The sequence below is a fragment of the Prochlorococcus sp. G4PB17 genome (assembly GCF_059772445.1).
Genome location: NZ_CM186288.1, coordinates 1,520,585 through 1,533,499 on the forward strand (window position 1 = coordinate 1,520,585; position 12,915 = coordinate 1,533,499).

Consider the following 12,915-nt stretch of genomic DNA (forward strand, 5'->3'; position numbering starts at 1 on the left):
CTATTTGTTGATTAGTATCTCAGATCATAAATATCAATAGGCTTGATGATTTTTATATACTCAATATTATTTCTAAGTATTTTAATTTTTAAAGTTGAGGTTAAATTATTTTGATTGATTTTGTGTACCACATCTGATGGAGTTGAAATTATCTTATTATTGATTGAAATTATCAAATCATTAATTTTCAAGCCTCCCTGTTCAGCAGGGCTATTAGGTGCCACATATTTAATAATTGCTCCCATTCCTCTTTGAGAAAGAAACTTACTTTTTTGTTTGATATTGCTTGAAAGTGTTACACCAATCATTGGATGCTTGGCTCTACCATTAGAGATTAAATCTTTAGCGATTTTTCTAGCTCTATTTATTGGTATTGCAAAACCTAGTCCAGCTCCAGGCCCTGAGCGAATAAGAGTATTAATACCAATTACTTCACCATCAGAATTCAATAATGGACCTCCAGAATTTCCTGGATTAATAGCTGCATCTGTTTGAATTAGATCTATTCTTTTATCGGATATACCTAACTGGGCAACATCTCTATTGAGATTACTAATGATTCCAAGAGTAACGGTATTTTCAAGCCCAAAAGGATTTCCAACTGCAATAGCCCAATCACCAACTGTTAGCTGATCAGAATCACCTAAAGGTGCTGTGGGCCATGGACCTTTTGCTTTAAGCTTAATAACAGCAAGATCTGTAAGTGAATCTTGTCCAACAACTGTTCCAAGGACTCTTCTTCCATCTGATAAACCTACTATTAGTTGATCTGTTTTCTCTATTACATGAGCATTGGTCAAGACGAGACCCTCCTTAGAAAAAATGACGCCACTCCCTTGACCTTTTTCAATTCGTGATCTTGGAATTTGAAGACCTCTTTGACCAAAGAACCGTTCAAAATATGGATCATTCAAGATTCCAGGAGGAAATAATCCTTCTCCTGTGGTCGAAACTTTACGCTCTGTTTCAATTGTGACAACTGCATTGCCACTGATATTTAATGCTTTTGATACGAATGATTCTTTATGAATATTTTGTTGTGTTGTCAGCAAAGCTTCACCAGAATGAAGTGGAGCATCTAATCGAAAGTTAAAAGAAACAAATAGAACTAAAATTAAAATTTTAAAATATTTCGATTGGCGTATTTTTAGAGGCCCTAATAAAAGCGTTTTTGCATCTAATCCATTCATAATCTCAAAAAGGGATTAGTTTTTCTGACTATCCATAATAGCCAATTTGTAAATTTAGTGATCAACTAATTTAATTATCATGGATTTTTACTAAAGAACGTTCTTGTTGAACTTTATTTACTCTAGAATTTAGTTGTCAGTTATTCTGTCATAGAGGATTAAAATAAATCGACTTCAAACTAAACCTGATTAAACAATTCAACTTTTTGATTTCTCATTTTGCAAATGTTGAGCAATTTCTTACCTTTTTTATATGGCCTTTCAGTTTTTATTTTGTTGATTATTGCTGCGCGGATAATGTTTAATGGATTCGTTTTCGAACAATCATCAAATACTCAAGATTCTTTTAAGAAAGAGAAAAGTGATGATAGAACAGGAATGATAACTATTCATCCTGAGCTATTAAACAAAGATGGCTGCATTACTGATGAAGATTTGCTCACAGTTCGTTTTTCAAAGGACACTGATCATCCACAATCATCTGAAAAGCCTTTTGAATAATTTTTCATTAGATTTTTTGGTTTGACATTAAATAGGTCTCAAAGAGGTTTTAATTTTGGAACAAAGAACACGCATAGTCGCTGCAGTTTTGAAAAACATGAAGTTACCTCCAAGGTTTCGTCTTAGGTTATTAAAGGAGGATCCTGTAAGACTCGAGCTTAGTCTTACTCCTGCTTATGGGAAAGATCCAATCCAAGTTGGGTTAGTAGAATCTCTAGATTTGGTTGCTAGACGAGATAGAGAAGGCAGAATTCCTCGAGATTTACAAGGAACATGGGATTGGACAGTTCGACACGGGGAAGTAAGTACCGGAGGATGGAACCCTTATTTAAAAGAAGCTCTTCAAACAATGTTTGAAACTGGATTACCTGCAATTATTTACGAGGAATTAACTGGAGAGGACTATCATCCAGTTGATGGCGCAAGACATGTTCGATAGGTTTGTTTTTAAGTTTTAAAAACAAATTAATTTCAATAGTTTGTTTATATGTTTTCTCATTTAGAGCTTTTCTTTAGTATTATTTAAAATGTTTTTGATTTACAAATGAAGGATAACTTGGAACCTCGTTATGGATTTGTCAATTTTGCTGAGATATGGAATGGGCGATTAGCAATGATGGGTATTTTAATAGGCTTAACCACAGAGCTTTTAACAGGGCAAGGAATTTTAACTCAGATGGGTATAGGTTAAAAACTATTTTTGGTTTTTTATCTTCAATAGTTTGTCTAATCTTAAAACAGCTAAAGAATCTTTACCTACGTATGAGGTGAATGAATTAAATGAATGTATAGGTTTATTATTGTCAAGAGGATTCGCACCGAAATTTATACTTAAGGCGACTGTTTCTAAATCTCAAATTAAAAAAGGCCATTTATGGTTAACCTTAACTGATGGAAAAGCAAGCATTGATGGAGTTGCATGGTCATCAAAAATAAAATCTTTAAAATTTGTACCAAAGCAAGATGATGGCGTGATTATTATCGGTAAGTTAAATTTTTGGGAATCACAAGCAAGAATATCTGTACAGGTTATTGATATCCGAGCCAGTATTTCTACTGTTCTTAAAAAGTTTGAAATAGTTAAATCAAAACTGATGAAAGAAGGTTTGTTAGATTTTTCATTACGTAGAAAATTACCAAAATATCCTCATTCAATTGGTCTTCTTACAAGTGTTCCTAGTTCTGCTTTGGCTGACATGCTGAGAACAGCTAAGGAGAGATGGCCTTTGACTAGATTGTATATAATTCCTATTCCAGTTCAAGGTAATAATGAAAATGAATTAAAGCTTATTTTAAATAATTTAAGAAAAAATAAGTTAGGTCTAGACGCGATAGTTATAGCAAGAGGAGGAGGAAACAGAGAAGATTTAATATTGTTTGATAGTGAAATTATAGCTAGAGAAATAGTGACTTTTCCTATTCCTGTAATTACAGGAATAGGCCATGAGGATGATTTAACAGTTTCTGATCTTGTTTCAGACCATACTTCTGCTACTCCAACTGCTGCAATTGTTGATCTATTACCTTCTAGAAATATTGAAACAAAAAATTTTTTACAAACAAAAAAAATGATCAAAGATTATTTTAAATTCTTTTTCCAGAACAAAAAGAATTTCCTAATTACAAAAAAATCATTTTTTCAATCTTATTCTCCTCAGCGATTAATAAAAGCAAAAAAAACTAAAATTAATCATATTCATCAGCTTTTGAATGCTCTTTCTCCAGAAAGATTGTTAAGAAAAGGTTTCGCTTTGATTACGGATAAGCTAGGTAATTCGATATATAGTGTTAAAGATATTAATGAAAAAGATATTTTTACAGTTCAATTCTCTGATGGTAAAATAATTGCACAGGCTGACACTATTAAATATGATAAAATATAATTTGATTGAGTAAACTTTAATATTCTATGTCATTTTCTGATGAGGTCGCTAAAAATAATAACTCCAAGTTTCATAAAGAAACTAATATTAAAAATATAGAATTTTTAAAAAAAGAAATTAAAAAATTAAATTACGAGGAATCAATAGCTGCATTGGAAGTCATTTTAATCAATGTCCAAGATGAAAATATTTCCCTAGATAAAATTAAAAATAACTATATAAAGGGTCATTTACTTCTAAAACATTGTGAGGAACTTTTGCAGTTTGTTGAACAAGAGATTAATGAAATTAACCCTGAATTTTTAAATATTGATTAAATTTATAAATTTATATCTTCGGATTTTATATCAATAGTTGCTGCATTTGCTGGAATATTGTCTAAATTATTTTTAATATTTCTTATATTGTTTCCACATACTGGGCAAACATTTTGAATACCTACGAAACTTGTTCCACAAACTTCGCAAGTTTGTAGTTTTGATTGGATCCTCCTCCAAGCAAACCATCCAATCCCTCCTAAAAGTAGTGGTATTATTGTAATTATTAGAAAGATTCCACCAGCTAAATCAATAATAAATTTCCCAGCTGGTGTAGGTAAAATCAAAAGTAATATAAATACCATCCAAACTAATGAAGATGGCCTATTCATGATGAGTGAAAATGTTCATTTGTTTATTCTAATTTAAATTTTTCTGATTGTTTAATTGATTTTAAACGTATCGATTGCGACGCATGCTTGCAATTACAACGCTCCAACATTGACCAAAATAAATAATTACTCCTACCATCCAAACCCAAAGAGTTAAAACCAGTACTCCTCCAATGAATCCATAAGCTTGAAATCTTGAGCCCAAAGAGAGAATACTTCTGCTAACAGCCAAATTTAAAATAGTTAGCAAAGTTCCTATCATAAAAGCTCCAGGTATTAATGGTTTTAAAGGAACTCTTCTACTTGGGAGTAAGCCTTGTAAAAGAAGTGCCATAGTTGAAAAGCCTATCAAAGGAAGCATGAATTGACCTACTTGCAGCACTGGAATTCTTGACATAGCTTTTTCAATCCACGGTGTTGTATTTGCTAATTCCTCCAAAACAGCACCTGGAATCATACGAATATTTGCACTGATTTGATCTATGACCATTAAAAAACCAATTAATAAAACCACAAAAAAGGCTTCGATTCGATTTCTTATAAACCTAAAAGCTTGAATTCTTAGTGGGTCAGGTTTTGATTTGACTGGCAAAACATCTTCCCACAATCTATCTGCTCCTCTTTGTAATGTGAGATATGCATTTCCAGCAGTGATCATCAAGAAAATTGCACCAAGTATTCCAGCTCCAAAACCTTGGTTAACTAATTTTACAAGAGTTGTTTCTACCAACCCAACCACTGAAGGTGGCAATACTAGAGAAGCCTGTGCAATGAGATATTGATCTAAACCTTGTTGCTTTCCTAAGACCCATGAAGCAACGGATAGAGATATTAATAATATTGGGAAAAATGACTGAAGAGTGTAGTAAGCAAAGGCTGCGCTCAAATCAACGCAATCACACTTAGACCATCTTTCATAAGCTCTCCAGAGGCTGCTAAAAAACCACCTTACTTTTTGACTCCAGTTCAAACCCACGTTGGTTTTCAAGTATTTACCATTACGCTACCTCGTTTGGAGAAGATTTATCAAAGTTGAATGGGTTGATTTGAAATCTTAGATTTTTTCGTAAAAAGATTTTTTATTTCTTAAATAAAAAGGAGCTGATGATGAATTAATTATCGTGGATTAAGGCGGTGCCCCAAGGAAGCATCTTGTTCAATTGATCTTCGGTGGATGCAGTTAATAAAGGGAAATTTACTGAAGTAAGATCGGTTCCTGGATGAATATCTTTTGGATGGGTCTCCAACCATTTGATGAGGCAATGAAGTTCTTCAAGGATTAACCATGCTGCTGCAATATCCCAGATTTTGGGTGTAGCCTCTAATGCTGCAATTGTTTGACCGATGGCAACACTCGTCATATTTAAACTTGAGACCCCAAGTAATCTGATTTTCCCTGGAAAAGCCTGCTGTGGTTTCATTTGCAAAACTTTAATAGATCGGCTGCAAAGAGAAATGCAGTCACTATTTTTTTTGAAACGTGATTCAGGTCTCAGTGGTTTGTTGTTTAGCCAAACACCCTTTCCTTTAATTGCAAAAATTCTTTTTTTTAAAGCTGGAATATCAAGAAAAGCTGTCTCAGGTTGCCCATTGGTAAAACGTGCTATTGAGATAGCCCAATAGGGAATACCTGCTGCAAAATTTGTTGTGCCATCAAGAGGATCAACAACCCAATATTCACTTGAACTAGGGATTAATTTATTACCTTCTTCACTGAGGACGCCTTCTCCGTTTGCAATTTTTGCTAAACCTTCCACTATTGTTTTATCACTCCATCTATCACATTCAGTAATTAGTGTTCCGTCTGGTTTGATATCAGAATTGATTTGACCAAAATCCTGCAATTGACGTCTTCCAACTTCATCAACTAAATGATGAATTGAAATCAATTGATCGTTGCTAAGTGATTTAGATATTGGATTTGAGTTCATTTTAATTTGCTTAAAAGCCTATAGCTGACATAAAGGGATTAAATTTGATTCATAAAGATTAATTGAATTTTCTAGTTTTTCTTGATTCTTTTGATTGACTTTGATATCACATGGCTTGATGTTATCCAAGCCTGTTTGTCTACTTAAATCAGCCAATAAAGTGTTGTAACTAGTGACAGAGATAATATATCGAACCTCTGAATCAGTTAGATCTCTTTGATTATTTACAACTTCTCGTTGTGTAGTAATACCTGATTTATATCTGAGTTTAGCAAGCCTAAGAGATTCTCTTGATGATAAAACTTCTGTGTAAGAAGCAGAAATATTTAGTTTGGCTGATTCTAGTTTAAAGAAAACCTCTTCAACTTCTTTTCTGATTTGTGCTCTTTTAAGAGCAAAATTCAATTTTGCTTCTTCAGCTTTGCTCTTGTTGTAGTTATATAAAGATCTTGCATTGCCTCCATCAAAAAGAAACCAAGTTGCATTTATACCAATAGTGTTAGAAAAACTAGAAGATTTATTATCCAAGTTGGGAGAGACAGTATTTATTTCACCTTTTCTAAATGTAGATGTTGAAGTATTGACTATGCTTATCTTTGGTTTTACCGCAGCAAGGGCAGCATTGGCATTGCTATTGTTTATTGATATGTCTAGTAATAAATTATCTAATTCTTCCCTTGCACTATAAGCTGCAATAATACTATCTTCTAGTGATAAATCCCATATACCTATTACTTTCGTTTTTGAACCAATTAATGGTGTTACATCTTCTGGAAAACTAAGTATTTCGGCTAGAGATCTTTGGCCAATTTTTTGATCTCCTAATTTGATATTTAATAACTGTTGATCTCTAGCTAATTGTGTTCTTGCTTCGAGAACTTCTAATTTAGTACCAACACCTGATTCAAATCTAATTTCAGCATCTTTTAATCCAAGAGTTGAGGATTCAATAGATTTAGTTGCTACTTCTATTTCTTCATTTGCTTTTTGTAAATTGAAGTAACGTCTTTTTGCCTCTAATTTTAAATCTCTTAAAATTATTGAATACGTATGCTTGGCCTTATCAAAACTATCTCTAGCTGAAGCTATTTCTGGTACTCTTGCTGCATTAATTATATCCCACTTAACTTGAGCACTTATAGAAGAGCTCAATTGCTTACTAGAAGTATCTTGTAATGAATTTGATTCATTGTAATTATTAGATTCAAAATATTGAGGCAAACCATTAGCTGTTAAGTTCAGGGTTGGATACCAAGAGGATAAAGAACTTTTTAATATGGACTTAGCTTGATTTACTTTTTCTAAGTAAACTTTGATTGTTCGATTGTTATTTATAAGTATCTTTTCTAAATCATTGATTTTAATTTCTTTAAAAGTTTTTACCAATACCTCTCTGGATCTTGAGGGTAAAGAAAGATCCGCAGGCGAACTTAATTCATATAGAAAGTCTTGTTTTTTCTGAATTTGCTTTTTACTTGATTCTTCTCTCATCCCTTTGAGGGAGGTTATATTTTGCGAACTTGTAGCCCATAAGGGATTTAGACCAGATATAAATAACCCAGCGACAATTAGATACTTTCTCTTCACTCTCCCCATAGTTGTATGAAAAATTGAGATGGATTTAGTAAAGCGATTATGCTTTACGAAGTGCTTTATTCACGATGTCCTGTGCATCATGAACAATTCTTATAGATACATTAAGTGACGAACATAGCTCTTGAAGAGTCATGTCATCAAGAAAAATTTTTTCACCTTGTCTTAGCATGACAGATGGTAGAAGTAATTCATCTCCTAAGTCTTTTCCCTGCAGTCCTTTTATAAGATCTTGGCCGGTAAGTAGGCCAGTAACTATTTGTTCTTGGCCCCAATAAGGACTAGGCAGTCCATAAAGATGAAGTGTGAAATTATTTATTGTATTTAGTCTTTTATGGATTTTTAATAATTCATTTTCAACAAGTTTGCCCACAACCCAGCTGCATGTTCTCTTTTGAGGAATTTGTTTAGGGAGATTAATTGTTGCTGCATCCATAGATTTTAAAAAACTCCGAATACTACCTACGCCATTTTCTTTTTGAGGTAAATCCTCATAGGAAGTTAATTTTGGTAATCGCTTTTTCGCGATTAGATACCATTCGTCTGATAACCAGGCGAATCGGGAACCGGTTGATTTAAAAAAATTTCTCTGCATTGGCTCCACTTGATTTATGACATTTATGGCACACTTAGCATCAACAGGTATTAATCCATCATCACTAGGTCGAAATCTTGTTAAGCCAACTGGAACTACAGCTACTGAGAGAACTACTGGAAAATCTCCTTGGCCAAAGCTAAATAGGTCATTTATGGTTTTTGCTAATGCTTCTCCATCATTTATGTCAGGACAAACAACAATTTGAGCATGAATTTGTATTCTCTTTTTAGCGAACCAAGCTAATTGTTTTAAAAGGTCGATAGCGTTAGGATTTCTAAGTAATTGCGATCTTAAGGAGGGTTCTGTTGCATGAACTGAGACAAATAAGGGTGTGAGTCTTTGTTGATCTATTCTTAGCCAGTCTTGTTCCGACAGGTTTGTAAGTGTTAAATAAGAGCCATATAAAAAGCTGAGTCTATAGTCGTCATCTTTTAGATATAAACTTTTCCTTTTTCCAGAAGGTTGTTGGTCAATAAAACAAAATGGACATCGATTATTACATTGTTTTAGTCCATCAAATAAAGCTTCAGTAAAAGCAAGTCCTAATTCATCATCTTGATCTTTTTCGATTTCAATTTTATGTATATTGCCTTTTTCATCTAATATTTTTAGTTGAAGGCTTTCTTCAGCAATAAGAAATTTGTAATCGATAAGATCTCTTGGTTTTACTCCGTTAATACTAATTAACTGATCCCCAACTTCAAATCCAAGATCCTCGCCTATTGAACCAGGTTCAATAGCAGCAACTACAGCTGGCTTAATTTTGTTTTCGCTTATCTTTATTTTCCCCATTTTGCTCCTGAACTAGAAAAATATTTTGTTATATTTTTCAATTGGGATGAAAAAAATTGAAATTCAACTTGAAGAGTCAATTATTTTTTTAATATAAGTAAATTTTCACTAAAAAGCATTTTAGAGGCTTTTTGAAGGGTCTATTTTTCCAGTGATTAATAAACTCAATTAAAAAAAGTATTGCAATCATTACTACTTAGAAGTTTTTAAGATTTTTTTTGAAAACTTTATTATTTGTATTCTAAAGACATTTTGGTTTGGGTATCGACTTGAATGTAAATTCATAGAAGGGTGAGCTGAAACCAACTCAGTTTTATTAATTCTGATTTACTCAAACAATTCCAACAAGAAAATAAATACAGAAAAGGACTATCTGTCAAGGCCAAGGACATTGCAATTTTGGTCTAGCACAATGGTTGTCCTGCCGGTTTTTATTCAGGCACCCTGGGTTCATGTATTTCCCTTTTCAGCTTTTTTATTTAGTTTCATAATATTTTTTCTTGGATTTTATTTACTAAAGTTTGCTACTGAAAAATGGACTTCTGTGGGCTCGCTATTAGTTGGCGTGAGTTGGAGTTGGTTGGGAGGATGTCTTTTTTGGGGTTGGTTAAGGGCACATCCTGTTTGGCATTTGCCTGTCGAGTCAATAGCCTTGCCCATAGCCGTCAGTCTTTTAAAGTCTCGATGGAAAATTGGAGCCAGTTTCTATTTGGCATCGTTATTAGGAACTGCTTTTACTGATGTGATGATTGTTTTAACAGGAGTTATGAAGTCTTGGCCTCAAGTCGTTGAAGCTCCTTTCTCAGAAGCCTCCAAAATGCTGAGTTTGACTGCGGAACAATTATTGTCGCCATTTGCTTTAATAGCAATTTCTATCGCAGCATTGTTAATAATTTGGATTTCGAATTGGATGAATAGAAAATCAAAAATAGAACTTTCTTCTTGCGATGCTTGGCTTGTATCCAGTGCAGCTTTGACAACTACCTTATGGGTTGATGGTTTATTTTTTGCAACTACTTTGATTCAGCCCCAATTAAGTGGGTTGATTTGAAAAATATATTTATGGACTTAAATAATGGATTTCATAAAAATGATATTTACTCAGGTAATTGGGATGTAGTTGTTATTGGAGCTGGGGCGGCGGGTTTAATGACTTCTCTTGAACTTCCATCAAACTTGAAAATTTTACTTTTAAATCGCAATACAAGTAAGCGCTCCTCAAGTAGATGGGCGCAAGGGGGGATGGCTGCTGTTACTCGAATAGAAGACAGCGAAGAGATTCATGCTTTGGACACCATTAAAGCCGGTGCAGGTCTGTGTGATCCCAAAGCAGTGCAGATGTTTGTTGAGAGTGCCCCAAGATTAGTCAATAGACTTCTTAACCTAGGCATGGAATTTGATAGAACCTTTGGAAAATTATCTACCACTCTTGAGGCTGCTCATACTCACAGAAGAGTTCTTCATGTGCAAGATAGAACTGGAAAGGCTTTGGTGGATGTTTTAAATGAACAAGTTGATCGTCGAGATAATGTGCTTCATAAAAGAGGAATAAGAGTTACTCAAATCTGGGTTGAAGATGGAAGATGTTTTGGAGTGCAGGTATTAGATGGACCAGCTTTGCGATGGATAAATGCAAAGGCAGTTGTTCTAGCTACTGGTGGTGGCGGCCATTTGTTCGCCAACACAACAAATCCAACTCAAGCAGCAGGGGAGGGCATTGCTCTGGCTTGGAGGGCTGGAGCCGAAATAGAGGACCTTGAATTTTTTCAGTTTCACCCAACTGCACTCAAGCTTGATGGTGCTCCGTCTTTTTTGATTTCTGAAGCTTTAAGGGGAGAGGGTGCAACTTTAGTTGATTCTTTCGGAAAAAGTCCTGTAGATCACCTTCCAGGTAAAGACCTTGCATCTAGAGATCAAGTAAGCAGGGCATTATTTCAAGCAATGCAAAAACAGAAAGTCGATCACTTGGGCCTTGATGCTAAATCGATTGGTATTAAAAATGTAGAAGCACGATTTCCATCAATTTTTCAAAGGTGTAGAGAGCTTGGTTTAGAACCTTTAGAAGAAGTTATCCCAGTAGCTCCATCTGCTCATTATTGGATGGGCGGGGTTGCAACGAACTTGAAAGCACAAACAAATATCAAAGGACTTTTTGCTATCGGGGAAGTAGCTTGCACAGGATTACACGGAGCAAATAGGCTCGCAAGTAATTCATTAATGGAATGTTTGGTTTTTGCTAACCAAATGCGAAATATCGAATTAAATGATTTTCAGATGAAGAATATCTTAGGAAGTAATTTTATATTTAAAAAAGCAAATCTTCGTTTTTCAAATAAAAAAGGGACTCAATATCTAATCAAAGAAATCGAAAAGCTTAGACAATTATGTTGGAGCGAGGCTGGAGTTGATCGATCGCATAAAGGAATGAGTGCTGCTCTTGCAAAAGTTAAACGAGATTATGACAACCTCTTAAACGAACCCCTGCTAAATCTAGTATTTTCTCAGCCAAAAAATTCAATTAATGGATTTGATGAAATTGCAAGGAAAGATCTGAATTTGCTTCTTGATTTGAGTAATAGACAAATGTCAAGTTTGCTAATGTTGGAGGCTTGTTTGTTTCGTGAAGAGAGCAGGGGAGGTCACTTTAGAGATGACTTTCCTACTTCAGTTCCCTTTTGGAAGTGTCATACACGTCAAGTAAAAGGAAAGCATATTTATACAAGACCGGTTAGCGACATATATTAATTAGTCTAAAAATCCTGATTTATTGGGTAATTAGTCAGTTCTGCTAATTCGTTTAGGCTTTTAACTCCTGAATCAATTGAGCCATTAATTTCCCAAGAAGGGAATCCAGTGATACCTTTGGCTTCGCAAAGTTCTCTTTTGTTGTTAAACCCATCTTTTGCACATTCAACTAGATTTAATTTTTCACTAGCTTCTTTTCCAAATAATTCTTTTTGATCATGACAATGTGGACACCAGTAAGCGTTGTACATTACAGCGCCTTCTCTTGTTAAATGCTCAGCGAGTTTGATTTTTTCAGGTGAACTTATAGCTATTACCACAGGAGGCATACCTTGAGTATTATTTGCTATGTCATTAGATGATGGCTCAACAGATGAAGACCAAATTAGTCCTGCTAAAAGAATAGCTACTGACATAATACAACCTCTAAAAAACAATTTTCCATAATCTTCCCAACTTGCTCCAAATATATTTAATAATAGAAGTGACAGTGATATAAGACAAGAAAGAAAGCAAAAGAAACAGAATGCTTTAATTTTAAATATCATTATAGATATCAAAATTAAGCTAAAAATAAAAGTTGATATTGATATATAAAAAGAAGACCACCATGTAAGGTTTGATATATTACTTTTCTGGCTTTTAAAAATAGGTATTAATGGGAAAATAGCCATTAATAATATTAAAAAGTAACTTAGTAAACCTATTAAAGATAATGGAATAGAAAGATTATCATTTTTAATGAAATTCCCCCAAGGACTATTTAAAACTTTGTCGCAGCCTTCTATTCCTCCTGGGCAATTAAGATTCCCTATCCATCCCCATTTATTTAATGTTATTGATCCAGTGTCAATAACACCTATTGTTGATAATACAGCTATTGCAACTCTCGCCGACTTAGAACCTAGATCTTGGCGTCGACGACTTTTTAGCCTTGTCCCTCCCATAAAGTTTGATTTACAATCTTTATAATTATTGTTTTTATTATAATAAAGAACGCATTTAAAGTCAGATTAACTTAAATCAATTTAAA

Annotated in this window: 14 protein-coding genes; 7 read left to right on the forward strand and 7 right to left on the reverse strand. The window is 33.9% G+C overall.

Annotated elements, in window-relative coordinates; genetic code table 11:
- Positions 1-11: 11 nt before the first annotated feature.
- Positions 12-1,190, reverse strand: coding sequence for a trypsin-like peptidase domain-containing protein (locus AC6EJB_RS08675; RefSeq protein WP_498491006.1), 1,179 nt, complete (start codon positions 1,188-1,190; stop codon positions 12-14).
- Between the two features lie 225 nt (positions 1,191-1,415).
- Here AC6EJB_RS08675 and AC6EJB_RS08680 point away from each other — a divergent pair, with 225 nt between their 5' ends.
- The 5 genes from AC6EJB_RS08680 to xseB all read left to right on the forward strand — a co-directional run bounded on the left by AC6EJB_RS08680 (position 1,416) and on the right by xseB (position 3,891).
- Positions 1,416-1,691 carry a DUF2973 domain-containing protein gene (locus tag AC6EJB_RS08680; protein ID WP_498491008.1) on the forward strand — a complete coding sequence of 92 codons (276 nt, stop codon included), beginning with the start codon at positions 1,416-1,418 and terminating at the stop codon, positions 1,689-1,691.
- Positions 1,692-1,746: 55 nt separating this feature from the next.
- Positions 1,747-2,130 (forward strand): DUF8663 family protein, encoded by a 384-nt coding sequence (locus AC6EJB_RS08685; protein ID WP_498491009.1) that lies wholly within the window; start codon positions 1,747-1,749, stop codon positions 2,128-2,130.
- 105 nt (positions 2,131-2,235) lie between these two features.
- Entirely contained in the window at positions 2,236-2,382 is a 147-nt protein-coding gene (locus AC6EJB_RS08690; RefSeq protein ID WP_498491010.1) for a CAB/ELIP/HLIP family chlorophyll-binding protein, read from the forward strand.
- Between the two features lie 31 nt (positions 2,383-2,413).
- Positions 2,414-3,574, forward strand: coding sequence for an exodeoxyribonuclease VII large subunit (xseA, locus tag AC6EJB_RS08695; RefSeq protein ID WP_498491011.1), 1,161 nt, complete (start codon positions 2,414-2,416; stop codon positions 3,572-3,574).
- 26 nt (positions 3,575-3,600) lie between these two features.
- Positions 3,601-3,891, forward strand: coding sequence for an exodeoxyribonuclease VII small subunit (gene xseB / locus AC6EJB_RS08700; RefSeq protein ID WP_498491013.1), 291 nt, complete (start codon positions 3,601-3,603; stop codon positions 3,889-3,891).
- 2 nt (positions 3,892-3,893) lie between these two features.
- Here xseB and AC6EJB_RS08705 read toward each other — a convergent pair whose 3' ends face one another.
- The 5 genes from AC6EJB_RS08705 to AC6EJB_RS08725 form a co-directional block, all read right to left on the reverse strand.
- Complete coding sequence (locus AC6EJB_RS08705; protein ID WP_498491015.1) at positions 3,894-4,223, reverse strand: hypothetical protein; 330 nt, start codon at positions 4,221-4,223, stop codon at positions 3,894-3,896.
- A 61-nt stretch (positions 4,224-4,284) separates the two neighbouring features.
- The gene (locus AC6EJB_RS08710; RefSeq protein ID WP_498493009.1) at positions 4,285-5,199 is read right to left on the reverse strand and encodes a YihY/virulence factor BrkB family protein; all 915 of its coding nucleotides are present in this window, start codon (positions 5,197-5,199) and stop codon (positions 4,285-4,287) included.
- A gap of 136 nt (positions 5,200-5,335) precedes the next feature.
- Entirely contained in the window at positions 5,336-6,154 is an 819-nt protein-coding gene (locus tag AC6EJB_RS08715; protein ID WP_498491017.1) for an inositol monophosphatase family protein, read from the reverse strand.
- Positions 6,155-6,172: 18 nt separating this feature from the next.
- A complete protein-coding gene (locus AC6EJB_RS08720) occupies positions 6,173-7,750 on the reverse strand; it encodes a TolC family protein (RefSeq protein ID WP_498491018.1) in 1,578 nt (525 codons plus the stop codon).
- Between the two features lie 37 nt (positions 7,751-7,787).
- Positions 7,788-9,137: a TIGR03279 family radical SAM protein gene (locus AC6EJB_RS08725; RefSeq protein ID WP_498491020.1), complete on the reverse strand. Its 1,350-nt coding sequence runs from the start codon at positions 9,135-9,137 to the stop codon at positions 7,788-7,790.
- A 412-nt stretch (positions 9,138-9,549) separates the two neighbouring features.
- Between AC6EJB_RS08725 and AC6EJB_RS08730 the strand changes: the two genes are divergently transcribed.
- Both AC6EJB_RS08730 and nadB read left to right on the forward strand, forming a co-directional pair.
- A complete protein-coding gene (locus AC6EJB_RS08730; RefSeq protein ID WP_498491022.1) occupies positions 9,550-10,188 on the forward strand; it encodes a DUF3120 domain-containing protein in 639 nt (212 codons plus the stop codon).
- Between the two features lie 11 nt (positions 10,189-10,199).
- Positions 10,200-11,882, forward strand: a complete 1,683-nt coding sequence (nadB, locus tag AC6EJB_RS08735) for an L-aspartate oxidase (protein ID WP_498491023.1) — start codon at positions 10,200-10,202, stop codon at positions 11,880-11,882.
- Positions 11,883-11,887: 5 nt separating this feature from the next.
- Here the strand turns inward: nadB and AC6EJB_RS08740 are convergent, their stop codons facing one another.
- Positions 11,888-12,829, reverse strand: coding sequence for a vitamin K epoxide reductase family protein (locus tag AC6EJB_RS08740; protein WP_498491025.1), 942 nt, complete (start codon positions 12,827-12,829; stop codon positions 11,888-11,890).
- Between the last annotated feature and the right edge of the window lie 86 nt (positions 12,830-12,915).